Raw genomic sequence first — 23,150 nt, forward strand, 5'->3', positions numbered from 1 at the left:
GCGGGAAAGCACCCGTATACGCTGCCAACCACCATGTTTGACACCGTCGCGGCCAACGTCGCCCTGGTCCTGCTGTTCGTCCTGATCGGGGGCTTCTTCGCCGCCGCCGAGATCGCGATGGTCTCGCTGCGCGAGAGCCAGATCCGCAAGCTGTCCGACCGTGGCCGCAGGGGCGAACGCGTGGCCAAACTCGCCCGCGACCCCAACCGATTCCTCTCCGCCGTCCAGATCGGCGTCACCGTGGCCACCATGCTGTCGGCCGCGTTCGGCGCCGACCGGCTGGGCGCGCAGCTCACACCCGTCCTGCAGGGCTGGGGCGTGCCCGGCGGCGTCGCCCCGGTGCTCGGGCTGGTGCTGGTCACGCTGGCCATCTCGTACGTCTCACTCGTGCTCGGTGAGCTGGCGCCCAAACGCCTGGCGCTGCAGCGGGCCGAAGGGCTCTCGCTGTTCGTGGCCCCGTTCCTCGACTGGGTCGCCCGCCTGTCGCGGCCGATCATCTGGATGCTCTCCAAGTCCACCGACGTCGTCGTACGGCTGCTCGGCGGCAACCCGGAGGCCGACCGCGAGGAGGTCACCACCGAGGAGCTGCGCGACATGGTGGTCGGCCACCACGACCTGACCGCCGACGAGCGCAAGCTCATCGGCGAGGTCTTCGCCGCCGGCAAACGGCAGCTCAGGGAGGTGATGCTGCCGCGCACCGAGGTCGAGTTCATGGAGGCCGACACGCCGCTCGCCGAGGCCGCCGCGCTCGCCGCCCGGCTGCCGCACTCCCGCTTCCCCGTCTACCGCACCTCCTACGACGAGATCATCGGCTTCGTGCACGTACGCGACCTGCTCGACCCCGAGCTGTCCGGGCGCGTCGAGCCGGTCAGCGCGCTCGTCCCGATCCGCCCCGCCAAGTTCGTGCCCGCATCCAAGCGCCTGCTCAGCACGCTCAACGAGATGCGCGACGAGGGCCAGCACCTCGCCATCGTGGTCGACGAGTACGGCGGCACCGCCGGCATCATCACCCTGGAGGACCTGGTCGAGGAGCTGATCGGCGACATCAGGGACGAGTACGACATCGAGGAGGACGTCGTCGTCCTGCCCGCCGGCGAGATCGAGATCGACGGCCTGACCAACCTCAACGACTTCGCCACCGAGACCGGCATCAGGCTGCCCGACGGCCCGTACGAGACGCTGGGCGGCTTCGTCATGGCGGTGCTCGGCCACGTGGCGGCGCTCGGCGAGCGGGTCGAGGTGGACGGCTTCGACCTGGAGGTCATCGAGCTGGACGGGCGGCGGATCGCCCGGGTGCGGGTGAAACGCCGACCGGCCGTCGAGTCGCCGCCCGACCAGGATTCCTGACACAATTGCCTGCTATGGCCAGACCTCGTGTTCTCTCCGGCATCCAGCCCACCGCGGACTCCTTCCACCTGGGCAACTACCTGGGTGCGGTCCGTCAGTGGGTCACCATGCAGGAGACCCACGACGCCTTCTACTGCGTGGTCGACCTCCACGCGATCACCGTGCCGACCGAGCCCGCCGCACTGCGCCGGCGCAGCCGCGTGGCCGCCGCGCAGCTCTTCGCCGCGGGCCTCGACCCCGAGCGGGCCACCGTCTTCGTGCAGTCGCACGTACGCGAGCACACCGAGCTCGCCTGGATCCTGATCTGCCTCACCGGCATGGGCGAGGCGGGCAGGATGACGCAGTTCAAGGACAAGTCCGCCAAGTTCGGCGAGAGCGCGGCCAGCGTGGGGCTGTTCACCTACCCCATCCTCCAGGCCGCCGACATCCTCATCTACCAGGCCGACAAGGTGCCGGTGGGCGCCGACCAGAAGCAGCACCTGGAGCTGACCCGCGACCTCGGTCAGCGCTTCAACCACCGCTTCGGCGACACCTTCACGCTGCCCGAGCCCTACATCCTGAAGGAGGTCGAGAAGATCACCGACCTCCAGGAACCGACGGCGAAGATGTCGAAGTCGTCCTCCAGCCCGGCGGGCATCCTCGACGTCCTGGAGCAGCCGGGGCCGCTGCGCAAAAAGGTCATGCGGGCGGTCACCGACACCGGCACCGAGGTCCTGTTCGACGAGGAGAACAAGCCGGGCATCTCCAACCTGCTGCGCATCCAGTCGGCGTTGACCGGCACGCCGATCCCCGACCTGGTCGCCCGCTACGCCGGGCAGGGCTACGGCACGTTCAAGAAGGAGGTCGCGGAGGCCGTCGTCGAGACGTTCACGCCGATCCGCGAGCGCGCCGAGAAGCTGCTGTCCAACGAGGCGGAGCTCGACCGCATGCTCGCGGTCGGCGCCGAGCGCGCGGGGGCCGTCGCCCGGCTGACGATGGACCAGGTCCGCGACCGGGTCGGCTTCCTGCCCAAGCTCTGACGACCCCGGCGCCTCCGGCTCAGGGGTCGAGGCGGCCCGTGAGGTCCGTGGCGGCGGCGAGGTCGTCGGCCAGGGCCTCGCGCTCCGCCTCCGTCAGCTCCAGGGCGGCGACCTCGGCGAGCAGGCCCGCCGCCGCGTCCCGGTCGCCGGCGCGCAGCCGCAGCTCGGCCAGATAGACCAGGGCGGGCAGCCGCTGCGCGGGCGGCGCCGCCGCGTGCCTGGCGAGGCCGGTCTCCAGCAGCTTGACGCCGGCCGCCACGTCGCCGCGCGCGTCGGCCTGGCGGGCGGCGGCGGCGATCACCCGCGCGAGCCGTCCCTCCGCCGGGTCCGGCTCGCCGGAGTCCTCCTTGCGGCGGCTGATCCGCACCCAGTTGCCGCCGGGGTCCACCACGACGAACCCGCCCGACGTGCCCTGCACGCGCCGTGGCCGGGTCATCCTCGGGATCCCGGACACCGGCACCTTGCCGAACGCCGCCCGCAGCCCCGCCGCGAACGCCGCGTGCAGCGCCCCCGTGTCCGGCACCACCACGACCACGCTGCCCATGGACTGCTCGGGGTCGAACTCGGGCACGCCGAAGAAGTGCAGCTCGACCCCGCCGCGGCGGACGGCGGCGTACGGGTTGGGGCGCTCCTGGCGGTAGGTGACGTCGAAGCCGAGGGCGCGGTAGAAGGGCAGGACGTCGTCGAGCTGCCGGCAGGGCAGGAGGGGGATGACGGTCTCGGTCATGGAAACATCGTACGATGTTCGGAGTTTAAGGAGGCCCCTGTCATGGAGTACGCGGGCCGGGGCGACCCCGCACGGACCATGGCCCTGCTCTGGGACGGGCTCCCGGCCCCCCGGCGCGGGCCCAGGCAGCGGCTGGAGCTGGCCGCCGTCGTGGACGCCGCCGTCGCCGCGGCCGATCGGGCCGGGCCGGCCGCGCTGTCCATGCGGGCGCTGGCCCAGGAGCTGGGGATCGGCACGGCGTCGCTCTACACGTACGTGCCGGGCAAGGCCGAGCTGCTGGAGCTGATGGTCGACCGGGTGGTGGGCGGGCAGCCGCTGCCCGACGTCGCCTCAGGCTGGCGGGCCGGGCTGCGCGGCGTCGCCGAGGCCGACCTGGCCGCCTACCGGGCCCACCCGTGGCTGCTGCAGGTGTCCACTTCGCGGACCGTCTTCGGCCCCCACGTCCTCGCCAGGTACGAGGCCACGCTGGCGCTGCTGCACGGGCACGGGCTGGCCGCGGCCGACGTGGTGGGCTGTGTGGCGGCGGTGGACTCGTACACGCGGGGCGCCGCGGCGGCCGTGGTCGAGGCCGAGCAGGCGCCCGCGCAGACCGGCAGCAGCGACGACGAGTGGTGGGAGCGGCGGGCGCCGTTCCTGGAGGAGCGCATGAACGGGCGGTTCCCGCTGCTCGCCGCGCTGGAGGAGGCCGGGGCGTTCGGGGTGTCGGACACGGCGCTGCCGTACACGCTGCAGCGGGCCCTGGACCGCTTCTCCCTCGGCCTCGGCCTGGTCCTCGACGCGGTGGCCGGGCGGATCGCGACGGGCCCGGGGCGCGCGTCCTGACGTCAGCCTTCCCTGGCCTCCCGGTGGACGCGCAGGAGCGCGCGGAGGGCGGCCAGGCTCGGCCTGGTGAGCCGGAGGTCGCCGCGGGCGGCGGTCCAGCCGGCATGGTGTCGTGCGAACGCCCAGCCGGGGAACTCCCGTTCGGCTTCCTCAAGCAGTCGTTCCATGACGAGGTCGGCATACGGCGCTGTGGTCATGGACGCAGCGTGGCACCGGGACGCCGGTCCGTGACGAACTCGGGCTGAAGAACTCCGTGTTCGCCCGGACCGAACTGGGAGTTCGGGTCAGCTCTGGATGCCGTGGCGCTCGGCGAGCCGGCGGACCTCCGGCGCCCACGACGGCCTGGCCCGCCGCGCCAGCGCCCGGACCATCTCCCTGAGCAGCAGCTTGTGGTCCAGCTCCTCGGGGGACTCGCGCTCGATGCGCAGCAGGTGCAGCAGGCTGGCGGCGTCGTCGCCGAGGTCCTCGCAGGCGCGGGCGACCTCCCCGAGGTGGGTGGTGCGCCGCTCGATGGACGGGGTCGCGGCGAGGTCGATGTCGTCGGCGATACGCAGCACGTCCTCGGGGCGGCCGGCGTCGTTCTCGATGCTGGCGAGGTGGATGGCGACGTTGGTGGGGCCGAAGAAGGCGAGGTCGTAGACGTCGGAGTGGTCGCGTACCCGCTCGGCGAGGCGGCTCGCGGTGCCGCGCAGGCGTTCGCGCGCCCGGTCGTCGTCGCCCGAGCGGGACTCGCCGATGGCGGCCAGCAGGTGCAGCGCGCCGAGCGCTTTGAGGTGCCGGTCGTCGCCGTCGGGCACGTGCGGTTCGAGCAGTTCGATGCCCTGCCGGGCGACGTCGTACGCGATCTGGTGCATGTCGTCGGACAACATCGACTGCCCGAGGTTCCAGTACGCCCACGCGATCGTCAGCGGGTCCTCAGACTCCTCGGCGAGGCGCATGGCCCGGTCGGCCGCGAGGTGCGCGAGGTCCACCCGCTGCAGGTGCTTGAGCACCCCCCTGGCCAGCATGTAGGCGTCCGTGGCGACGCTGCGGGCGCGCGGCGTGCGCAGGGCGGCCAGGCTCTCGGCGTCGGTGACCAGGGACGGCAGCGCCGCCATGAGGATCGAGTAGCGCCTGGCCGAGGTGAACCAGGCGCTGCGGGCCGCGGCGACCCGTTCGGAGAGCTGGTCCGCGTCCGGCGGTTCGAGGTCGGGCGAGAGGGGCCGGCAGGTGAACATGGCCCGCTCGATGTCGCCGATCTGCGGCCTGCTGGGCTCGTGCGAGTCGCGGGGCGTCTCGCCGAGCAGCACCGCGGTCCGTACGCCGAGCACCTTGGCGATCTCGCGCAGGAGGGGGAGCGAGGGGGTGCGTTTGCCGTGCTCGATGAGTTCGATGTGTCGGGGGGTGCATCCTGACTGGGTGGCCAGCGCGGTGGTGCTCATGCCCCTTCGCTCGCGCTGAAGCCGGACCATCTGACCGGTCGTGATCTCGGTCATGGGCGTGGCGCCTCCTGCTCTGTCGCAACTGCCCACAGGCTAGGGCTCCAGGACCCCGCCTGTGAGTGGTTTCGGCACAGCCGAAAAAAGAGGGCGCGTTCGGTGTCTCCGCAGGTCAGAAAGGTGAAAGGGGTTCAGATTCAGCGGCGCGCGTGGTGCTCGTGGACGCGGGTCAGGAAGTCCGAAAACTGCTCGCGTTCGGCGGGCGTGAGCGGGGCCAGCAACTCGTCCTGGAGGGAGACGACGACCTCCTGGAGCCGGGCGAGATGCTCCCGTCCCTTTCCGGTGAGCCGGACGACGTTGCGGCGGCGGTCGGCGGGGTCGGGGGAGCGCTCGACATGGCCGCGCTCGGCCAGCTCGTTGATGACCGCGACCAGGTCGCTGCGGTAGATGCCGGTGCGCCGGCTCAGCTCGGCCTGGCTGACGGGCCCGCCCTCGCGCAGGGCCACGAGCGCGGCGTAGTGCCACTTGCGGGCGTCGAGGCGGGCCAGGCCCTCGCTCACCATCCGGTCGGCCTGCATCGCGACCAGCGACAACGTACGGCTGGGCAGGGCGCGCAGGGCCGCCGGGGTCGGCTGCCCCGCCATGGGGTCGTCGTCCGTCATGGGCAGAGCCTATTGCGTTAGTCGCCCTAACGAACTACCGTTAGTGTCACAAACGTTAGTCACGCGAACGGATTAAGGCCATGATGATCGACGTGCTCGGCTCCTCCCTCCACTACGAGGACTCCGGCGACGGCGTCCCCTTCGTCTTCCTGCACGGCAACCCCTCCTCCTCCCGCCAGTGGCGGAACGTGCTGCCCGGCGTGGCCGCCCCGGGCCGCCGCCTGCTCGCCCCCGACCTCATCGGCATGGGCCGCTCCGGCAAGCCCGACCTCCCCTACCGCTTCGGCGACCACGCCCGCTACCTGGACGCCTGGTTCGACGCGCTCGGCCTGGAGGACGTGGTGCTGATCGGCCACGACTGGGGCGGCGCGCTCGCCTGCGACTGGGCGGCCCGGCATCCGGAGCGGGTGCGCGGCGTGGCGCTCATGGAGGCGGTCGTCCGCGGGACCAGCCTGGACGAGCTGGGCGAGGGCCCGCGCCGCCGCGCCGAGACCATCCGCGGCCCCGAGGGCGAGAAGCTGGTGCTCGACGGCGACTTCCTCATCCGCACCGCCTACACCGGCGGCGTGCTGACGCCTCTGGACGAGGAGGACCTGCGGCCCTACCTGGAGCCCTACCCGACCCGCGAGAGCTGCAGGCCGCTGTTGGAGTGGGCGCGCTCGCTGCCGCTCGACGGGGAGCCGGCCGACGTGGCCGAGCGGGTGACCTCCTTCGGCAAGTGGCTGGGGGCCTCGGGCGAGGTGCCGAAGCTGCTGCTCACCTTCGACTCCTCGCCGACGCTGCTGATCACCCCGCAGGTGGCGGAGTGGTGCGCGGACAATGTCGCGGCGCTGGAGACCCTGCACCTCGGCCCGGCCGGGCACCACGCCACCGAGGACAGGCCGCACGAGATCGCCGCCGCGATCGCCGCCTGGGCCGCCCGCCACGGCCTCTGACGGGGACCCGCGCCTGTAGGCTCGCCGCTCGGCGGGCGTGCGGCGCGCCCCGCTGGGCAGATGCCGCACCGTGACCTGGTGAGGCCGGGAGGCGTGGAATGGCGAGTCTGTGGCGGCGCGTCGAGGCGGTCCGGGCCTGGGGGCGCCGGACGGTCGACCACTGGCGGGTGCGCAGGCTGTCGCTCGACCACCTCATCCGCGGCGTGCAGCGCTACCAGGGCCAGAACGGCGACCGGCTGGCCGGCGCGGTCACCTACTTCGCGTTCCTGTCGTTCTTCCCGCTGGTGGCGCTCGCGTACGCGGTGCTCGGCTACGTGGTGGCCACCAGCGAGGCCACCAGGGAGGCCCTCGCGGCCGCCATCACCGAGCGGCTGCCCGGCATCGCCGACCAGCTCAACCTCAAGTCCATCGCCGAGGCCAAGGCGACCGCCGGCATCATCGGCCTGCTCGGCCTCCTCTACGCCGGGCTCGGCGCGCTGGACGCCCTGCGCGGGTCGCTGCGCGAGATCTACATGACCACCCAGCCGCCGCTCAACTTCTTCCTCGGCAAGCTGCGCGACCTGAGCTCGCTCCTGATGATCGGGATCGCGATGATCACGTCCGTGCTGGTCGGCGGGTTCGCCACCAGCGCGACCGACAAGGTCCTGCACCTCGTCTTCGGCAGCGAGTCACCCCTGGCCACCTTCGGGCTGCGGCTGGCGGGCCTGGTCGCCGGGCTCGCCGCCGACTGGGTGCTGTTCCTCATCCTGCTCGGCTGGGTGGCCAAGCCGGTCCAGCCGTTCAAGGTGATCGCCCAGGGGTCGCTGATCGGCGCGATCGGGTTCGGCGTGCTCAAGCAGCTCGCCACCCTGCTGCTCGCCCACACGCTGCGCAACCCCGTCTACGGCACGTTCGCGGTGATCGTGGGCCTGCTCGTGTGGATCAACATCTCGGCCCGGCTCGTCCTGCACGTCGCCGCCTGGACGGCCACGGCCGGCTACTGCCCGCCGCCCGCGCCCACGCCGGTGCCCTCGCCGATCGTGAAACCGTCGGAGGAGGGCTCAGACACCTGAGCCGCCGCGCCGCCGGCGGCGGATGCCGTACACCAGCCAGACGACCCCGAACAGCAGTCCGCCGCCGATCACCGCGGCCCCGACGGCCTTGGTGTGGTCGGTCTGCCTCTGGGCGGCGGTGTCCAGCAGCGGCGGCTGGTGGGCGGGGGTCACCTGGGTGACCGGGCCGCCGGAGACCCGCGCCTGCGGCGCGGCCGGCGCCTGGGCCGGCAGCGGGTCCACGAGCTGCCCGACCGGGGTCACCTTGCCCCGCACCGAGAAGCCCCAGTCCATGAGCTTGCCGACCTCCTCCCAGAAGTAGCCCTCGTGGCGCATGACGCTCACCACGATCGTGTGGCCGCCGCGGGTGGCCGCGCCGACGAAGCTGCCGAGGGCCTTGGAGGTCCAGCCGTTCTTGACGCCGATCATGCCCTGATAGCGCCAGAGCAGCTTGTTGTGGTTGCTGATCTGGTACGTCTTGCCCTTCGGGGCCGGGAAGTTCGCCGTCTTCGTGCTGATGTAGCGGAGGAAGTCGGGGTTGGCCAGGCCGGCGCGGGCGATGAGCGCCAGGTCGTAGGCCGAGCTGCTCTGGCCGGGCTTGTCGAGGCCGCTCGGCGTCTTGGCGACGGTGTCGTTCGCCTGGAGCCGCTTCGCCTCCTCGTTCATCTCCCGCATGGTCTTGGCCAGGCCGCCGTTGACCTCGGCGAGCGCCATGGCCGCGTCGTTGCCCGAGGACATCATCAGGCCCTTGAACAGGTCGTCGACCCGGTACGTCGCCTTAGGCGTGAGCCCGACCGCGGTGCCCTCCTGGTTGCAGGCGTTCTGGCTGGGCCGGATCCTGAGGTTCTTGTTCAGCTTCGGGATCAGGGTGAGCGCGGTCAGCGTCTTCAGGGTGCTGGCCGGCAGGTAGCGCCCGTGGGCGTCCTTGGCGGCGAGCACCTGGCCCGTCTCCACGTCCGCTATGACGTACGACGTAGCCTTGGTCTTGGGCGGCTTCTTGACGCCCTCGGGGGCGACCAGGCCACGGCTGCCCAGCGCCGGGCCGCCCACGGGGGTGGCCGGGGCGGCGTACGCGGTCCCGCCGGTGAGCGAGGCCGACGCGACGAACGCCGTGATCAGTACGGTTTTGGTCCACATGGCGGGTCTCAGCGTAGCCCTGGATGAATGCCCATGTGGCGACACATCCCCCGATGATCCACCTTCGATACTAGAGAGATGGTCATGTCACGAAAGATCGCCGCGTTCCTCGTCGTACTGGGCGCGTTCATGATCTTTGAATGGATCAACCTCGGCTTCAACCTGGCCGACGGGCACCCCACCAGCTTCTACGTGGTACACGGCATCCTGATCGCGGTCAACATCGTGCTCGGCCTGGTCCTGATGTTCCTCGGGGTCCGCGCGCTCAGAGTGCGCTGAGGAGCCGGCGCGTGAGCGCGTGCAGCTCGTCCGCCTCCTGCCTGGAGTCGCCGATCGAGGTGAAGCCCAGCTTGCCGTGCTCGGGGATCGCGCCGAGCAGGTGGAAGACGTTGCCGGTGCGGCGTTCGTGGTCGAAGCCGAGACCGAGGCGGCCGGCCGCGCGCATGACCTCGCCTGGCGTGCGGCCGCGCAGGCAGCCGGCGGCGTAGTTGTCGGTCGCGGTGTAGTACTTCGGCTGGTCACCGGCCATGAGCAGGCCGGTGCCGGGGTCGTAGACGGCGCCGGTGGTCAGCGTGACGGCGCCGTACGGGTGCGTGGTGCCGCCGATGCGCAGGTTGATCTCGCAGAGCAGCGCCGCGTACCCGGCGTCGGCCTTGAGCGCGAAGAAGTCCATGCCGAACACGCCCACCACGCCGCGCTCGGCCAGGACCCGCGCGATGCGCCCTGCCGACGCGCCCACCTCGGCGCGGTACTCGGGGGCCGCGGGGAACGTGCAGCCCTGGTAGACCTGGCCGCTGTCGCCGCCGAGCACCTGGTCGTGCGTGGCCAGCACCCGGGCCTGCCCGCCCGGCGAGATGGCCGCGAGTGCGCTCGGGTAGTAGAGCGGCCGGTGCTCGATGTACTCCTCCACGACCGCGCCCCGGTCCCTGATCTTGGCGGAGAAGGCATCCCAGGTCTCGTCGCCGGCCGAGAAGTCGATCCGCGAGCGGTCGCTCTTGGTGACGATGGCGTTGCCCAGCCCGGAGTAGGCGTCGTTGAGCTTGATGATCACGCGCTCGCCCGGCAGGGCCTCGACGGCCTCCTCGATCTCCAGCGGCGTCCGCAGGTCGCCGAAGCCGCGCGCCATGGGCACGCCGGCCTCTTGGCCGAGCTCGCGGGCGCCGCTCTTGGAGCCGTAGTAGGCGAAGGAGGTGGCCGGACCGTAGATGGGGACGTTGAGTGACGAGGCGAGCTCCTCCTCCAGCTCGCTCAGCACGAACGGCACCAGCAACGCGTCGCCGTCGATCTCCGCCCGCAGCTGCTCCAGCACGTCGGGACGGCTGAGCAGGGTCCTGGTCAGCGGCTGGGACCAGGGGTCGTCGAGCGTGATCAGCGTGAGCCGCTTGGCGGCGTCCTCCGGGTCGGGCAGGAACGAGAAGTAGTAGTCGATGATGCCGGGATCGATGGGCACGGAGGAGAGGTAGACCACCTTTACCCCGGGTTCCCGGAGCGTCAGCAGGAGGAAGAGCAGGCGCTCCTCGTACGACCTGGCCGCCTTGATGCGGCGGAGCTCGTCCTGGGGAAGGGAGAGCGAGGGTACGACCACCAGGGTCCCCTCACTCGGCTCGAAGATGCTCAACCCAGCATACTTCTCCCCGAACGGGATAGTAGTGATCATATAGCGAGTGAAACACCGATTAACCCCGAAAACAGCCAGCGGCGAAGTGTGATGACCATGACAGAAGGTGACAGGATTCGGAATCGCTCACCACGTTTGGAAGTAGCGACGACGGGTCACCATCTAATGATCCCTTATGACTATTTCCGGACCAGGCGGAACATCACGTAAGGTGACAAGCAGGGGTTACGGACCTGCAGTCGGCTAACTTTTGGTGTATCTGTCGGCGCGGAGCCGCGGACGAGCGATAGAGTCGGACCCATCGCCACCGGGCTCACGGCCGACCGCTGTGCTCCCTGGCTGCACAGCGGCACTCGCGACCGACGCACGCAAGGCCCAAGCCGACGATCTCACGCACCCGAACCAGCGGGTGTGTTTTTTGATTTCGCCGAGTCGGCCCGCTTTTGACCGAGGCGGCCCACGGCGGGATGACGAGTACGACAGCGCACTAGCCGCGCCGGCTTCAGTTGCTTCCAGGGCGCGCGGCATTGGGACGGAGTGGTGACATATGCGGGGACGTGAGCTGCGGGGCGAACTCGACGCGTTCCTGGCCGAGAGCGAGCAGGATCTCGTGGCGTTCCGCCGCGACCTCCACATGCACCCCGAGCTGGCCTTCGCCGAATATCGCACGACACAGCGCATCGCCGAGCGGCTCACCGCCGCCGGGCTGAGCCCGCGGGTGCTCCCCAAGGGCACCGGCCTGATCTGCGACGTCGGCAGCGGCGACGGCCCCACGGTCGCCCTGCGCGCCGACATCGACGCGCTGCCGCTGCAGGACGAGAAGGACGTGCCCTACCGCTCGACCGTGCCCGGGGTCTGCCACGCCTGCGGTCACGACGTGCACACGACCGTGCTGCTCGGCACCTCGCTCTTCCTCGCCCAGCAGGCCGCGGCGGGCCTCCTGCCCGGCCGGGTCCGGCTGATCTTCCAGCCGGCCGAGGAGGCCCCTGGCGGCGCCCTCGAGGTCATGGCGCACGGCGGCATCAGCGGCGTGGACCGCATCTTCGGCCTGCACTGCGACCCGCGGGTGGACGTCGGCCAGCTCGGCCTGCGCGTCGGCCCGATCACCTCCGCCTGCGACCGGATGACCGTCCGGGTCTCCGGCCCCGGCGGCCACACCGCCCGCCCCCACCTGACCGCCGACCTCGTCTTCGCGCTGGCCAAGATCCTCACCGAGCTGCCCGCCGCGCTGTCGCGCCGGATCGACCCGCGCTCCTCGCTCAGCCTCGTCTGGGGCCGCGTCGAGGCCGGCTCGGCCGCCAACGCGATCCCCGACGACGGCGTGGCCGAGGGCACCGTGCGCTGCCTCGACGAGGAGGCCTGGCACGCCGCCCCCGACCTGATCAAGTCGCTGCTGGAGTCGGTCGCGAGCGCCTACGGCATCGAGGCCACGATGGACTACACCCGCGGCGTGCCTCCGGTCGTCAACGACGAGGTCAGCGTCGAGATGCTGGGCGAGGCCGCCGAGCGCGTGCTGGGCGCGGGCGCGGTCGTCCCGACCCAGCAGTCGCTCGGCGGCGAGGACTTCGCCTGGTATCTCGAGTCGGTCCCCGGCGCGTTCGCCCGCCTCGGCACCCGCTCGCCCGACGGCGTCACCTACGACATCCACCAGGGCACCTTCGACGTGGACGAGCAGGCGATCGCCATGGGCGTGCGCGTCATGGCCGCCACCGCCTTCACCGCCCTGTGGGACGTCGGGCCGCTCGACTCGACGGTCACCAGCGCGCTGGCGTGACCACCGGCAGCTTCAGCGCCGACTTGCCGGGCGCGACCGTGAACTTCGTGCCCGGCGGGTAGCGCAGGGTGTAGTCGTAGTCGGTGGAGATGATCACCAGGCCCAGCCGGTGGCCCTTCTTGAACACGTGGTCCGTCGGCTGGAAGTCCCAGGTGAAGTCATACTCCTTGCCCGCCTTCAGCGGTTGCGTACGGTCCGCGCGGACGCGGTTGCGGACGTCCAGCCAGCCCCGGGTGACGATCTTGTAAGGGGTCGTGGCCGTGCCCAGCGTCCGCAGCGCGGTGCACCCGGTGTCGCCAGGCACGCCCTGGCCGTAACACAGGGTCTCGCCCGTCGGCACCAGGGTGCCGTTGGCCCGCACGTCGGCCCCGTAGTCGACGAGCAGCGCCGTCAGGTACGGCGAGGCGCCGTCCCGCACCGAGGCCCGCACCGACACCGTCGGCGTCCCGGAGATCCGCACGTCGGCCGGCAGCTCACCTGTCGTGTACGCGAGCCGGTTCGGATCCGCGCCGGTGGCCTCGACGAGCTGCTCGGCCGTCCTCGTCTTCTGGTCGGTGAACGTCTCGCGCGGCGACAGCGGCCGCGGCAGCAGGCCCAGCTGCCCGCCGGAGCCCAGGTGGAGCGGGACGGACGCGGTGCCGGGCAGCGGCCACGAGGCGTGCCGCCCCCACTGGCCGGGGCCGATCTCGACGTCGGCCTGCGGCTCGCGCATGATGCCCGAGTCGATGCCGTGCAGCCAGTAGTCGAACCAGCCGTGGAGCTGGCGCAGCCACTCGGCGGTGCGCAGCGAGAACGGGTTCATGTGCGTGCCCTGGTGCAGCCAGATCTTGCGCGGCACGTGCCGCTTGGCCAGGGCGTACCACCATTGGGCGAACTGCTTGGTCTTGACGTTCCAGTCGTTCAGGCCGTGCACGACGAAGACGCTGGCCTTGACCTTGTTCACGTCGTTGAGGTAGTTGCGGGCGTCCCAGAGCGGGCTGTAGTCGCCGGTGATCCGGTCCTGGCCCGTGGTGATGGAGTCGATCAGGGCGCCGCACGCCTCCTGGCCGTTCTGCCTGGTGAGGACGTACTTGGCGAGCACGTCCAGGTCCTCGCCCTGGAAGCCTCCGGGGGCGAGGACGCCGCCGTTGGCGCGGTAGTAGTCGTACCAGCTGGAGATCGCGGCGATCGGGACGATCGTCTTCAGTCCCTCGACGCCGGTCGCGGCGACGGCGTTGGGCAGGGTGCCGTTGTAGGAGACGCCGATCATGCCGACCTTGCCGGTGGACCAGCCGGCCGCCACCGGGTTGCCGTCGGCGTCGAAGCCGCGGGCGCGGCCGTTGAGCCAGTCGATCGCGGCCTTCGGGCCGGCGGTCTCGTTGCGGTCGCCGGAGGTCGGGCAGCCCGTGGCCCGGCCGCTGCCGAGGTTCTCGACCAGGGCGATGGCGTACCCGCGGGGCAGGAAGTAGTTGTCGTAGTAGCCGGCGAAGGGCTCGGCGGCGAGCTTGTTCGCGAGTGATCTCAGCGTGGGGAGCGGGTTGCCGTTCTCGTCCACGTCCACGGTGTGGTTGGCGACGTCGTTGCCGCCCGCGTAGTAGGGACTGGCCTCCATGATGACCGGGACCTTGAGCCCGGCGTCGGTCTCCTTGGGGCGCAGGATGTCCACGGCGACCCGGTCGGGGGCTCCGTCGTTGTCGCTGTCGGTGCCCGCGACCTCGACGTACACGGTCTGCTTGATGGCGTCGGCGCGGGAGAAGACCGGCTGGGTCGCGTGGTTCTCGACCTTGATGCCGGGGGTGTCTGCTGCTGCGGCGGCGGGGGTGGTGCCGGTCAGAGCCGCGACGAGAAGCGCGGCCAGCGGCATGGCGAGTGCCTTACGGGAGGGCATGCTTGGAATCTCCGCCAAGATCGGCCGTCAAGCAAGAGGTGATTCCCACCCCAAAGTTGGGCAAAACAGCACAGCCCCGCTAGCGTGTCCGATGGCGCGGACCTCAGGTCACGGTCGCGCTTGATGTCGATAACGGAGCGGTTGCGACCCTGTGCGCCGGTTTGGTCTGCCCTGGTCAAGCAACTATCTTCCGTGCAGGTGCCGTACGTTTATTCGCGCCTGCGATGAACCCGACGGCGGGGAAATGGAAGGGAGTCGCCTTGCTCGGCAAGCGATTCAACAGGATGGCGCTCGGCTCCGTGGCCGGCGTCATGCTCATGGCAGCGGCCGCCTGTGGCGGCGACAGCGGGGGAACCACGGCCAGCGAGGCGCCGAGCAGCGCCGGAGCCTCCAGCGAGGCGGCGAAGGGCGCGCTCAAGGTCGGCCTGGCCTTCGACATCGGCGGGCGCGGTGACAAGTCCTTCAACGACGCGGCGTACGCGGGCCTGGAGAAGGCCAAGACGGACCTCGGCGCCGAGATCAAGGAGCTGAGCCCGGCGGCCGACGGCTCCAACCGCGGCGACCTGCTGCGTCAGCTCGCCGACGCGGGCTACAACCCGATCATCGGCGTGGGCTTCGCCTACGGCGATGACATCAAGAAGACGGCCGAGGAATACCCGGACATCCAGTTCGCGGTCGTCGACTCCGCCTCCAACGGGCCCAACGTGACTGGCCTGCTGTTCGCCGAGGAGCAGGGCTCCTACCTGGCGGGCGTCGCGGCCGCGCTCAAGTCGAAGGAAGGCCACGTCGGCTTCGTCGGCGGCGTCGAGAACGACCTGATCAAGAAGTTCCAGGCGGGCTTCCAGGCGGGTGTGAAGTCGGTCAAGGCGGACGCCAAGATCGATGTCACGTATATCAGCCCCGACGGCGACTTCTCCGGCTTCAAGGCCCCCGACAAGGGCAAGATCGCGGCCCAGAAGATGTACCAGGACGGCGCGGACATCGTCTACCACGCCTCCGGCGACTCCGGTCTCGGCGTCTTCCAGGCGGCGGCCGCGGCCGGGAAGCTGGCCATCGGCGTCGACTCCGACCAGCGCCAGACGGTCAAGGAGGCCGACCTGCAGAAGGTCATCATGACCTCGATGCTGAAGCGGGTGGACGTCGGCGTCTTCGAGTTCATCAAGGCCATCCAGGGCGGCGCCAAGGGCGGCACCGACACCGTCTACGACCTGAAGGTCGACGGCGTGGGCCTCTCCACCACCGGTGGCGAGATCGACGACATCAAGGACAAGCTCGACGCTGCCAAGCAGGACATCGTCGACGGCAAGATCACGGTTCCGGCCAAGCCGTAACCCTGGGCAGGACCGACATCGAGGGCCCGAAGGCAGCTTCGGGCCCTCTGTCTACCCCCGCCCTGCTCCTAGGAGAGGCGAAATGAGTGCTGACACCCTGGCCACGGCGCGACCCGCCGTAGAGCTGGAGGGCATCACCAAGCGTTTCCCCGGTGTCGTCGCGAACCATGACATCCGCATCGTCGTCGAACCCGGGACGGTGCACGCCATCGTCGGGGAGAACGGCGCGGGCAAGTCCACCCTGATGAAGATCCTCTACGGCATGCAGAAGCCGGACGAGGGCACCATCAAGGTGAACGGCGAAGAAGTGAGCTTCCGCTCGCCGAGCGACGCCATCGCCGTCGGCATCGGCATGGTGCACCAGCACTTCATGCTGGCCGACAACCTCACCGTGCTGGAGAACATCGTTCTCGGCGCGGAGCCCACCCGGGCCGGGCTGCTCGACACCGGCAGGGCCCGCGCCCGCATCGCCGAGCTGGCCGAGGCGCACGGCCTGCGGGTCGACCCCGACCGGCTCGTGGAGGACCTCGGCGTCGGCGACCGCCAGCGGGTCGAGATCCTCAAGGTGCTCTACCGGGGCGCCCGCATCCTCATTCTCGACGAGCCGACGGCCGTCCTGGTGCCCCAGGAGGTCGAGGAGCTCTTCCAGAACCTGCGCGAGCTCAAGGCCGAGGGCCTGACCGTCATCTTCATCTCCCACAAGCTCGACGAGGTGCTCGGCATCGCCGACGCGATCACCGTGATCCGGCGCGGCACCACCGTCGCCGCCATGCCGCGCGCCGAGGTGACCAGCGCCCGCCAGCTCGCCGAGCTGATGGTCGGCAGCGAGCTGCCCACCCCCGAGACCCGCGAGTCCACCGTGACCGACCGGCTGGCGTTCCGGGTCGCGCACCTCACCGTGGAGGCCGACGGCCACCACCCCGCGCCCAAGGGCGTCCCGGTCGAGGAGTACGCCGCCCAGCTGCGCGCCGACGGCACGCGGCTGCTGCTGGATGACGTGTCGTTCGACATCCACCAGGGCGAGATCCTCGGCATCGCCGGCGTCGAGGGCAACGGCCAGTCCGAGCTGATCGAGGCCATCATGGGCATCCGCGCCGCGCACGGCGCGATCGCGCTCGGCGAGCAGGACATGAGCTCCTGGCCGACGTTGCGCCGCCGCGAGGCCGGCATCGGCTACATCCCCGAGGACCGTCACCGCCAGGGGCTGCTCCTGGAGGCATCGCTCTGGGAGAACCGGGTGCTCGGCCACCAGACCAGGAAGCCCGCCAGGAAGGGCATCTGGATCGACCGGCGCGCCGCCAGGGAGGACACCGAGCGCATCGTCAAGGACTACGACGTCCGCACTCCGGGCGTCGAAACCCTGGCACTCGCGCTGTCCGGCGGCAACCAGCAGAAGCTCATCGTCGGCCGCGAGATGAGCGGCGAGCCCAGGTTCCTCATCGCCGCGCACCCCACGCGCGGTGTGGATGTCGGCGCGCAGGCCGCCATCTGGGACCATCTCCGCGACGCCCGTGCGGCGGGCCTCGCCGTGCTGCTGATCTCCGCCGACCTCGACGAGCTGATCGGCCTGTCCGACACCATCCGGGTCATCTACCGAGGGCGCCTCGTGGCGTCGCTCGACCCGTCCGACATCACGCCCGAGCGGCTGGGCGGCTACATGACCGGCGCCATCGCCGGCAATGAGGAGTCGTGATGCCCGCGGGGCTCAACCGGGCGCTGCTCACCGTGGCCGGCGTCGTCATCGCGATCGTGCTGGCCATCGCGATCTCCAGCGTGGCGATCACCGCGGCGGGCGCCAGTCCACTGGACGCCTTCGCCGCCTTCTTCGACTTCGGCGACAGCGAGCGGGCCCAGTCGAACGGCATCGCGGCCTTCCTCAACCGGGCGGTGCCGCTGTTCATCGCCGGCCTGGCCGTGTCCGTCGGCTTCCGCATGAACCTCTTCAACATCGGCGTGGAGGGCCAGTACCGGCTCGCCGCGATCGTCGCGGCCTACGTGGGCTCCACGTTCACCGCGCCCGCGCCGATCCAGATCGCGGTGATCATCATCGTGGCGGCGGCCACCGGCGGCCTCTACGCGCTCATCCCCGCGGTCATGAAGGTGACCAGGGGCGTGAACGAGGTCATCGCCACGATCATGCTCAACTACATCGCGCTCAGCCTGACGGCCTACCTGGTGCGCGGGCCGTTCGCGGGCGAGCGCGCGGCCGGGCAGCTCACCACGACCACTCCGAAGCTGCCGGAGTCGGCCATGTTCCCGAACCTCAACTTCATCTTCGACTGGTTCGGGCTGGTCGCGCCCACCCGCGGCGGCGGCCTGCAGGGTTTCCTGCTGGTGGCGATCGTGCTCGGCGTGATCGTCTGGATCGTGCTGGAGCGCACCCGCTTCGGCTTCGACGTCAAGGCCAGCGGGCTCAACGGCCCGGCGGCGCTCGCCTCCGGCGTCAACCCCAAGAAGATGATCATCGCGGCGATGGTGATGTCCGGCGGCATCGCCGGGCTCATCGGACTGCCCGAGATCCTCGGGGACAAGGGCGCGTTCAACTCCAACTTCACCGCGGGCCTCGGCTTCCTCGGCATCGCCGTGGCGCTGCTCGGCCGCAACAAGCCGGTCGGCATCGCGTTCGCCGCGCTGCTGTTCGCCTTCCTCGACCGGGCGCAGGGCTCGCTGCAGTTCGCGGGGGTGCCGTCGTCGGTGGTCACCATCATCCAGGCGGTGATCGTGCTGCTGGTCGTCATCGCCAACGAGGTCACGAACCGGCTGGCGCTGCGCATCGAGGAGCGCCGGGCGGCGCAGCAGCTCGGCAGGGACAATGATCCGGTTGAGGTGACCGCATGACCAGGGTACGCAAATACCACCTGACGCTCATCGGCGTCGCCGCGCTCCTGCTGGTGGTGTCGCTGGTGCGGGTCATCACCGGTCACAACGACATCACCTCGTCCGGCATGTTCTCCGCGGCCCTGCTGCTGGCCGTGCCCATCGGCCTCGCCGGGCTCGGCGGCCTCTGGGCCGAACGGGCCGGCGTGGTGAACATCGGTCTCGAAGGCATGATGGTGCTCGGCACCTGGTCCGCCGGCTGGGCGGGCTACCAGTGGGGCCCGTGGGCCGCGCTCGTCGCCGGCCTGCTGGCCGGCGCGATCGGCGGGCTCATCCACGCCGTCGCCACCATCTCCTTCGGCGTCGACCACATCATCAGCGGCGTCGCCATCAACCTGCTCGGCCCCGGCGTCACCCGCTTCCTGTCCGAAGTCCTCTACAAGGAGGGCACGACGGCCTCGGTGGCCGGCGCGGGCATCACCACCTCGCCGCCGCTCAGCTCGCCGCCGCCGACGCCGAGCCTGCCGCTGCTGTCGGACGGGCCCGACCTGCTCGGCAAGCTGGAGAGCACGCACTGGTTCCTGCTGTCCGACCTCGCCGGCCTGCTGCGCGGTCTGACGCACGAGGTCAACCTGCTGCTCGTGCTGGCGGTGCTGCTGTTGCCGCTGACGTACGCCGTGCTCTGGCGCACCTCCTTCGGCCTGCGGCTGCGCTCGGCGGGGGAGAACCCGTGGGCGGCCGAGTCGCTGGGCGTCAACGTCTACCGGATCAAGTACATCGCGGTCGTCATCTCCGGCGCGTTCGCCGGACTCGGCGGCGTGTTCCTGGTCTTCTTCGCCAACAAGTACGTCGAGGGCCAGACGCAGGGACGCGGCTTCATCGGCCTGGCCACCATGATCTTCGGCAACTGGCGGCCCGGTGGCCTCGCCGCCGGCGCGGCGCTGTTCGGCTACGCCGACGGCCTGCAGCTGCGCAGCAAGGAGGCCGTCGTCTCCTTCTTCCTGTTCGGAGCGGTGCTGCTGCTCGCCTACCTGGTGATCCAGATCCGCCGCCTGACCGCGCCCGACCGGCCCGCCGACCTGGTGGCCGGCGCCTCACGGCAGTACGTGAGGATGGCCTTCGCCACCCTCGGTATGATCGTGCTGTTCTGGCTCTGGCTGACCGTTGACCGGCTTCCGGACGAGTTCGTCTACATCACACCACACGTGCTCACGCTGCTCGTGCTGCTGGTGGCTTCGCAGCGGCTGCGGATGCCCAAGGCCGACGGCGTGCGCTATCGCCGGGGGGAACAGCATTGAGCGAGCACATTCAATGGGAGCCGCTGCGTGAGGCGGCGGCCGAGGCCATGCGCTACGCGTACGCGCCCTACTCGAAGTTCCCGGTGGGGGCGGCCGCCCTCGTCGACGACGGACGGGTCGTCACCGGGTGCAACGTCGAGAACGCCTCCTACGGCGTCGGCCTGTGCGCCGAGTGCGGGCTCGTGTCGGAGCTGCAGCGCACCGGCGGCGGCCGGCTCGTGGCCTTCACCTGCGTGGACGGCCACGGCGAGCTGCTGATGCCGTGCGGGCGCTGCCGTCAGCTCCTCTACGAGTTCGGCGGCGACGACCTGCTGGTCGAGACCGTCGACGGGCCCAAGACGATGACGGAGATCCTGCCGTACGCGTTCGGGCCGCAGGACCTCAGCCGGAGCTCGTGATGGACGCCATCGAGGTCATCCGCGCCAAGCGCGACCGCGGCGAGCTGACCACCGCCCAGATCGACTGGGTGATCGCCGCCTACACGCGCGGCGACGTGGCCGACGAGCAGATGTCGGCGCTGGCCATGGCCATCCTGCTCAACGGCATGAACCGGCGCGAGATCGCCGACTGGACGCAGGCCATGATCCGCTCGGGCGAGCGGATGGACTGGTCGGCGCTGGACCGGCCGACCGCCGACAAGCACTCGACCGGCGGCGTCGGCGACAAGATCACGCTGCCGCTGGCGCCGCTCGTGGCGGCCTGCGGCGCGTACGTCCCGCAGCTGTCCGGGCGCGGCCTCGGCCACACCGGCGGCACGCTCGACAAGCTGGAGTCCATCCCCGGCTGGCGGGCCTCGCTCTCGAACGACGAGATGCTGGACGTGCTCCGCACGGCGGGCGCCGTCGTGTGCGCGGCCGGCTCGGGGCTGGCCCCCGCCGACAAGAAGCTGTACGCGCTCCGCGACGTCACCGGCACCGTCGAGTCCATCCCGCTCATCGCCTCGTCGATCATGTCGAAGAAGATCGCCGAGGGCACGGGCTCGCTGGTCCTCGACGTCAAGGTGGGCTCTGGGGCGTTCATGAAGGACGTCACGACCGCCCGCGAGCTGGCCGAGACCATGGTCGCGCTCGGCACCGACGCGGGGGTCCGCACGGTCGCCCTGCTGACCGCCATGGACCGGCCGCTCGGGCGGGCCGTGGGCAACGCGCTGGAGGTCGAGGAGTCCGTCGAGGTCCTCGCCGGCGGCGGGCCCGAGGACGTGGTGGAGCTGACCGTGCGGCTGGCGCGGGAGATGCTGGAGGCCGCCGGGGTGTCCGGGGCCAAGGATCCGGCGAAGGCGCTCCAGGACGGCTCGGCCATGGACGCCTGGCGGCGGATGATCGCCGCCCAGGGCGGCGACCCGGACGCCGCGCTGCCGCGCGCGGCCGAGACCCTGACCGTGGAGGCGCCCGGCTCCGGAGTGCTGAGCCGGCTGGACGCGTACGCGGTGGGCCTGGCCGCCTGGCGGCTCGGGGCCGGACGGGCCCGCAAGGAGGACCCGGTGTCCTTCGGCGCGGGCGTCACCCTGCACGCCAAGCCTGGTGATGCGGTGCGGGCCGGTCAGCCGCTGCTGACCCTGCACGCCGACGACACGTCCCGCTTCGAGCGCGCGCTGGAGGCGCTGGACGGCGGCTACACGGTGAGCGAGGCTGCCGTGGACCACCTGCCCCTGGTCATCGACCGGGTCACCGCCGAGTAGCTCGCCCCGGGCCGGCGGTCAGCGGGCCGCCAGGCCGGGGAGGGCAGGGGCCTCGGCGAAGATCTCCTGGAGGACGGCGCGCTGCGTCGGCAGCGCCGCCGCATGGCGCGTGCGTCCTTCGGGCGTGATGCACACGAAGATGCCACGCCGGTCGGAGCTGCAGGCGTCGCGCGTGACCAGCGCGGCCTTCTCCAGCCGGGCGACCACCCGCGAGAGCGCGCTCTGGCTCAGGTGCACCTCGTCGCAGAGCTCCTGCAGCCGGAGTTTGCGGTCGTGGTGGACGATCCGGTCGAGCACCTCGAACTCGCTCGGCCCCAGCCCGTGCCGATCGCCCAGCTCGCGCTCCAGCGCGCACATGGCCTTGGAATGCATGGCCAGGACGTAACGCCAGGTGCCGACCACGACTTGCTCGTCCATGGGGCGGACAGTACCACCCGGCGAAAGCTCATGCAATGGCATCTAATGCAGGTGCATAATATGTATGTCCAGGTATCGCTCTGGGTGTCGGCGTCCCGGCAAGGCCGACATATGCGGATAAGGGCGGCCGGGCGGGCCGCGAAAAAACGCGGTCCGATCAGGGGAAACGCCGCTTGCGGTGGCGCGCGGTGGGCATTTACCGGGCATGCGACCGTCATCCCCGTCCGGCGTCCGGCCGCCGCGTCTCCGCGTCGCCGTCCACCTCGCCGGTCTAGCCGCGCTCGCCGTGCTCACCGCGTGCGGCCCGGCGACCCAGACCGCCATGTCCGGCGGCCCGCCCGCGTCCCGGTCCTCGTCGGAGGACCCGCGGGAAGACTCGTCGGGGGACCCCGTGGGGGAGGCGCCTGAGGACTCGTACGAGGACCAGGGCCCGTCGGGCGGCTCCACGACCTCCGGCGGCAGCACCTCGACCAGCACCAGCGAGGTGGACGTCGACCGGGACGACATGGAGCCGGCCGTCGTGACCTCCGTCCGCTACGCCGCCCACGACACCTACGACCGCGTCGTCATCGACCTCGACGGCGACGTGCCCGGCTACAACGTCAAATGGGTGGACGAGTTCGTCCAGGACGGCTCAGGCCGCCCGATCGACGTGCGCGGCGGGGCCTACCTGCAGATCACGCTCTTCCCCGCGCACGCGCACGACGAGAACGGCGTGCCCACCTGGAAGGGCGGCCCGGTCTACCCGGCCGACCTCGACAACCTCACCGACGTCGTACGCACCGGCGACTTCGAGGGCCGCGTCGGCATCGGCCTGGTGCTCGCCAGACAGGCGGCCTTCCAGATCCAGGAGCAGGGCGGGCCGAACCGGCTGGTGCTCGACGTGGCACACTGACCCCGTGGTGAGAAAGATCGAGGGCCCGGCCCGCATCCCCGTCCCCGGCGGAAAGCTCATCGACGAGCACATCGGCCGTGTCAACAGCGGCGACGAGGCGGTCTCCATCGCCCACATGACCGCCCCGCCCGGCTGGGAGGAGCCGCCGCAGACGCCGTCGTTCACCGAGTACACCCTCGTCCTGCGCGGCTCGGTGATCGTCGAGCACGACGGCGGCCGTACGGAGATCGCGGCCGGGCAGTCGGTGGTCACCGAGCCGGGCGAGAGGATCCGCTACAGCGCGGGCCCCGAAGGGGCCGAATACGTCGCCGTGTGCCTGCCCGCGTTCTCGCCCGACGGCGCCGGTCGCGACTGACG

23 protein-coding genes are annotated in these 23,150 nt (G+C 71.0%); 15 read left to right on the forward strand and 8 right to left on the reverse strand.

Annotated elements, in window-relative coordinates:
* The first annotated feature begins 33 nt into the window (after positions 1 to 33).
* Complete coding sequence (locus BMW85_RS35440; protein ID WP_091090418.1) at positions 34 to 1,347, forward strand: hemolysin family protein; 1,314 nt, start codon at positions 34 to 36, stop codon at positions 1,345 to 1,347.
* A 14-nt stretch (positions 1,348 to 1,361) separates the two neighbouring features.
* The gene (gene trpS / locus BMW85_RS35445; protein WP_091090420.1) at positions 1,362 to 2,366 is read left to right on the forward strand and encodes a tryptophan--tRNA ligase; all 1,005 of its coding nucleotides are present in this window, start codon (positions 1,362 to 1,364) and stop codon (positions 2,364 to 2,366) included.
* A 19-nt stretch (positions 2,367 to 2,385) separates the two neighbouring features.
* Here trpS and BMW85_RS35450 read toward each other — a convergent pair whose 3' ends face one another.
* On the reverse strand, positions 2,386 to 3,093 hold the full coding sequence (locus tag BMW85_RS35450) for a DUF8817 family protein (RefSeq protein WP_091090422.1): 708 nt from the start codon (positions 3,091 to 3,093) through the stop codon (positions 2,386 to 2,388).
* A gap of 42 nt (positions 3,094 to 3,135) precedes the next feature.
* Here BMW85_RS35450 and BMW85_RS35455 point away from each other — a divergent pair, with 42 nt between their 5' ends.
* Complete coding sequence (locus tag BMW85_RS35455; protein WP_091090424.1) at positions 3,136 to 3,915, forward strand: TetR/AcrR family transcriptional regulator C-terminal domain-containing protein; 780 nt, start codon at positions 3,136 to 3,138, stop codon at positions 3,913 to 3,915.
* Positions 3,916 to 3,917: 2 nt separating this feature from the next.
* Here the strand turns inward: BMW85_RS35455 and BMW85_RS48795 are convergent, their stop codons facing one another.
* From BMW85_RS48795 to BMW85_RS35465, 3 genes are all read right to left on the reverse strand, one after another.
* Complete coding sequence (locus BMW85_RS48795) at positions 3,918 to 4,112, reverse strand: hypothetical protein (protein WP_143082515.1); 195 nt, start codon at positions 4,110 to 4,112, stop codon at positions 3,918 to 3,920.
* An 87-nt stretch (positions 4,113 to 4,199) separates the two neighbouring features.
* A complete protein-coding gene (locus BMW85_RS35460; protein ID WP_091090426.1) occupies positions 4,200 to 5,390 on the reverse strand; it encodes a helix-turn-helix domain-containing protein in 1,191 nt (396 codons plus the stop codon).
* Between the two features lie 140 nt (positions 5,391 to 5,530).
* Entirely contained in the window at positions 5,531 to 5,995 is a 465-nt protein-coding gene (locus BMW85_RS35465) for a MarR family winged helix-turn-helix transcriptional regulator (protein WP_091090429.1), read from the reverse strand.
* An 80-nt stretch (positions 5,996 to 6,075) separates the two neighbouring features.
* Here BMW85_RS35465 and BMW85_RS35470 point away from each other — a divergent pair, with 80 nt between their 5' ends.
* Both BMW85_RS35470 and BMW85_RS35475 read left to right on the forward strand, forming a co-directional pair.
* Complete coding sequence (locus BMW85_RS35470) at positions 6,076 to 6,930, forward strand: haloalkane dehalogenase (RefSeq protein ID WP_091090432.1); 855 nt, start codon at positions 6,076 to 6,078, stop codon at positions 6,928 to 6,930.
* A gap of 98 nt (positions 6,931 to 7,028) precedes the next feature.
* Positions 7,029 to 7,982, forward strand: coding sequence for a YihY/virulence factor BrkB family protein (locus BMW85_RS35475; protein ID WP_091090434.1), 954 nt, complete (start codon positions 7,029 to 7,031; stop codon positions 7,980 to 7,982).
* On the opposite strand, the gene BMW85_RS35480 is transcribed toward BMW85_RS35475, so the two are convergent.
* A complete protein-coding gene (locus BMW85_RS35480) occupies positions 7,971 to 9,098 on the reverse strand; it encodes a D-alanyl-D-alanine carboxypeptidase family protein (protein ID WP_091090436.1) in 1,128 nt (375 codons plus the stop codon). The two genes, BMW85_RS35475 and BMW85_RS35480, sit on opposite strands and share 12 nt — an antisense overlap.
* An 84-nt stretch (positions 9,099 to 9,182) precedes the next feature.
* Between BMW85_RS35480 and BMW85_RS35485 the strand changes: the two genes are divergently transcribed.
* Positions 9,183 to 9,377 (forward strand): SCO4848 family membrane protein, encoded by a 195-nt coding sequence (locus tag BMW85_RS35485; RefSeq protein WP_245775248.1) that lies wholly within the window; start codon positions 9,183 to 9,185, stop codon positions 9,375 to 9,377.
* On the opposite strand, the gene BMW85_RS35490 is transcribed toward BMW85_RS35485, so the two are convergent.
* Positions 9,364 to 10,716: a peptide ligase PGM1-related protein gene (locus BMW85_RS35490; RefSeq protein ID WP_091090443.1), complete on the reverse strand. Its 1,353-nt coding sequence runs from the start codon at positions 10,714 to 10,716 to the stop codon at positions 9,364 to 9,366. The two genes, BMW85_RS35485 and BMW85_RS35490, sit on opposite strands and share 14 nt — an antisense overlap.
* A 547-nt stretch (positions 10,717 to 11,263) precedes the next feature.
* On the opposite strand from BMW85_RS35490, the gene BMW85_RS35495 reads away from it, so the two are divergent.
* Complete coding sequence (locus BMW85_RS35495; protein ID WP_091090445.1) at positions 11,264 to 12,490, forward strand: M20 family metallopeptidase; 1,227 nt, start codon at positions 11,264 to 11,266, stop codon at positions 12,488 to 12,490.
* On the opposite strand, the gene BMW85_RS35500 is transcribed toward BMW85_RS35495, so the two are convergent.
* A complete protein-coding gene (locus BMW85_RS35500) occupies positions 12,471 to 14,357 on the reverse strand; it encodes a Xaa-Pro dipeptidyl-peptidase (protein ID WP_091090448.1) in 1,887 nt (628 codons plus the stop codon). The two genes, BMW85_RS35495 and BMW85_RS35500, sit on opposite strands and share 20 nt — an antisense overlap.
* A gap of 260 nt (positions 14,358 to 14,617) precedes the next feature.
* On the opposite strand from BMW85_RS35500, the gene BMW85_RS35505 reads away from it, so the two are divergent.
* The 6 genes from BMW85_RS35505 to BMW85_RS35530 all read left to right on the forward strand — a co-directional run bounded on the left by BMW85_RS35505 (position 14,618) and on the right by BMW85_RS35530 (position 21,481).
* Positions 14,618 to 15,688, forward strand: coding sequence for a BMP family lipoprotein (locus BMW85_RS35505; protein ID WP_091090450.1), 1,071 nt, complete (start codon positions 14,618 to 14,620; stop codon positions 15,686 to 15,688).
* Positions 15,689 to 15,770: 82 nt separating this feature from the next.
* Positions 15,771 to 17,381 (forward strand): ABC transporter ATP-binding protein, encoded by a 1,611-nt coding sequence (locus BMW85_RS35510; protein ID WP_091090453.1) that lies wholly within the window; start codon positions 15,771 to 15,773, stop codon positions 17,379 to 17,381.
* Positions 17,381 to 18,526 carry an ABC transporter permease gene (locus BMW85_RS35515; protein ID WP_091090455.1) on the forward strand — a complete coding sequence of 382 codons (1,146 nt, stop codon included), beginning with the start codon at positions 17,381 to 17,383 and terminating at the stop codon, positions 18,524 to 18,526. The genes BMW85_RS35510 and BMW85_RS35515 overlap by 1 nt, the downstream gene beginning before the upstream one ends.
* Positions 18,523 to 19,803, forward strand: a complete 1,281-nt coding sequence (locus BMW85_RS35520; protein ID WP_091090456.1) for an ABC transporter permease — start codon at positions 18,523 to 18,525, stop codon at positions 19,801 to 19,803. Before BMW85_RS35515 ends, BMW85_RS35520 begins: the two co-directional genes overlap by 4 nt.
* Positions 19,800 to 20,201, forward strand: a complete 402-nt coding sequence (locus BMW85_RS35525; protein WP_091090459.1) for a cytidine deaminase — start codon at positions 19,800 to 19,802, stop codon at positions 20,199 to 20,201. The genes BMW85_RS35520 and BMW85_RS35525 overlap by 4 nt, the downstream gene beginning before the upstream one ends.
* Positions 20,201 to 21,481 carry a thymidine phosphorylase gene (locus tag BMW85_RS35530; protein ID WP_091090462.1) on the forward strand — a complete coding sequence of 427 codons (1,281 nt, stop codon included), beginning with the start codon at positions 20,201 to 20,203 and terminating at the stop codon, positions 21,479 to 21,481. The genes BMW85_RS35525 and BMW85_RS35530 overlap by 1 nt, the downstream gene beginning before the upstream one ends.
* A gap of 18 nt (positions 21,482 to 21,499) precedes the next feature.
* On the opposite strand, the gene BMW85_RS35535 is transcribed toward BMW85_RS35530, so the two are convergent.
* Positions 21,500 to 21,898: a MarR family winged helix-turn-helix transcriptional regulator gene (locus BMW85_RS35535; RefSeq protein ID WP_091090465.1), complete on the reverse strand. Its 399-nt coding sequence runs from the start codon at positions 21,896 to 21,898 to the stop codon at positions 21,500 to 21,502.
* Positions 21,899 to 22,103: 205 nt separating this feature from the next.
* On the opposite strand from BMW85_RS35535, the gene BMW85_RS35540 reads away from it, so the two are divergent.
* Both BMW85_RS35540 and BMW85_RS35545 read left to right on the forward strand, forming a co-directional pair.
* Positions 22,104 to 22,793, forward strand: coding sequence for an AMIN-like domain-containing (lipo)protein (locus BMW85_RS35540; RefSeq protein ID WP_091090466.1), 690 nt, complete (start codon positions 22,104 to 22,106; stop codon positions 22,791 to 22,793).
* Positions 22,794 to 22,797: 4 nt separating this feature from the next.
* Positions 22,798 to 23,148, forward strand: coding sequence for a cupin domain-containing protein (locus BMW85_RS35545; RefSeq protein WP_091090469.1), 351 nt, complete (start codon positions 22,798 to 22,800; stop codon positions 23,146 to 23,148).
* Positions 23,149 to 23,150: the final 2 nt, after the last annotated feature.

Source organism: Nonomuraea wenchangensis (genome assembly GCF_900111685.1).
In the GTDB taxonomy this organism is placed as follows: Bacteria; Actinomycetota; Actinomycetes; order Streptosporangiales; family Streptosporangiaceae; genus Nonomuraea; species Nonomuraea wenchangensis.

What these genes read in the sequence shown, in the direction of transcription:
- BMW85_RS35440 (WP_091090418.1), top strand. Translation starts at nt 34, where the DNA reads ATGTTTGACACCGTCGCGGCCAACGTCGCCCTGGTCCTGCTGTTCGTC.
- trpS (WP_091090420.1), top strand. Translation starts at nt 1,362, where the DNA reads ATGGCCAGACCTCGTGTTCTCTCCGGCATCCAGCCCACCGCGGACTCC.
- BMW85_RS35450 (WP_091090422.1), bottom strand. Translation starts at nt 3,093, where the DNA reads ATGACCGAGACCGTCATCCCCCTCCTGCCCTGCCGGCAGCTCGACGAC.
- BMW85_RS35455 (WP_091090424.1), top strand. Translation starts at nt 3,136, where the DNA reads ATGGAGTACGCGGGCCGGGGCGACCCCGCACGGACCATGGCCCTGCTC.
- BMW85_RS48795 (WP_143082515.1), bottom strand. Translation starts at nt 4,112, where the DNA reads ATGACCACAGCGCCGTATGCCGACCTCGTCATGGAACGACTGCTTGAG.
- BMW85_RS35460 (WP_091090426.1), bottom strand. Translation starts at nt 5,390, where the DNA reads ATGACCGAGATCACGACCGGTCAGATGGTCCGGCTTCAGCGCGAGCGA.
- BMW85_RS35465 (WP_091090429.1), bottom strand. Translation starts at nt 5,995, where the DNA reads ATGACGGACGACGACCCCATGGCGGGGCAGCCGACCCCGGCGGCCCTG.
- BMW85_RS35470 (WP_091090432.1), top strand. Translation starts at nt 6,076, where the DNA reads ATGATGATCGACGTGCTCGGCTCCTCCCTCCACTACGAGGACTCCGGC.
- BMW85_RS35475 (WP_091090434.1), top strand. Translation starts at nt 7,029, where the DNA reads ATGGCGAGTCTGTGGCGGCGCGTCGAGGCGGTCCGGGCCTGGGGGCGC.
- BMW85_RS35480 (WP_091090436.1), bottom strand. Translation starts at nt 9,098, where the DNA reads ATGTGGACCAAAACCGTACTGATCACGGCGTTCGTCGCGTCGGCCTCG.
- BMW85_RS35485 (WP_245775248.1), top strand. Translation starts at nt 9,183, where the DNA reads ATGTCACGAAAGATCGCCGCGTTCCTCGTCGTACTGGGCGCGTTCATG.
- BMW85_RS35495 (WP_091090445.1), top strand. Translation starts at nt 11,264, where the DNA reads ATGCGGGGACGTGAGCTGCGGGGCGAACTCGACGCGTTCCTGGCCGAG.
- BMW85_RS35500 (WP_091090448.1), bottom strand. Translation starts at nt 14,357, where the DNA reads ATGCCCTCCCGTAAGGCACTCGCCATGCCGCTGGCCGCGCTTCTCGTC.
- BMW85_RS35510 (WP_091090453.1), top strand. Translation starts at nt 15,771, where the DNA reads ATGAGTGCTGACACCCTGGCCACGGCGCGACCCGCCGTAGAGCTGGAG.
- BMW85_RS35515 (WP_091090455.1), top strand. Translation starts at nt 17,381, where the DNA reads ATGCCCGCGGGGCTCAACCGGGCGCTGCTCACCGTGGCCGGCGTCGTC.
- BMW85_RS35520 (WP_091090456.1), top strand. Translation starts at nt 18,523, where the DNA reads ATGACCAGGGTACGCAAATACCACCTGACGCTCATCGGCGTCGCCGCG.
- BMW85_RS35530 (WP_091090462.1), top strand. Translation starts at nt 20,201, where the DNA reads ATGGACGCCATCGAGGTCATCCGCGCCAAGCGCGACCGCGGCGAGCTG.
- BMW85_RS35535 (WP_091090465.1), bottom strand. Translation starts at nt 21,898, where the DNA reads ATGGACGAGCAAGTCGTGGTCGGCACCTGGCGTTACGTCCTGGCCATG.
- BMW85_RS35540 (WP_091090466.1), top strand. Translation starts at nt 22,104, where the DNA reads ATGCGACCGTCATCCCCGTCCGGCGTCCGGCCGCCGCGTCTCCGCGTC.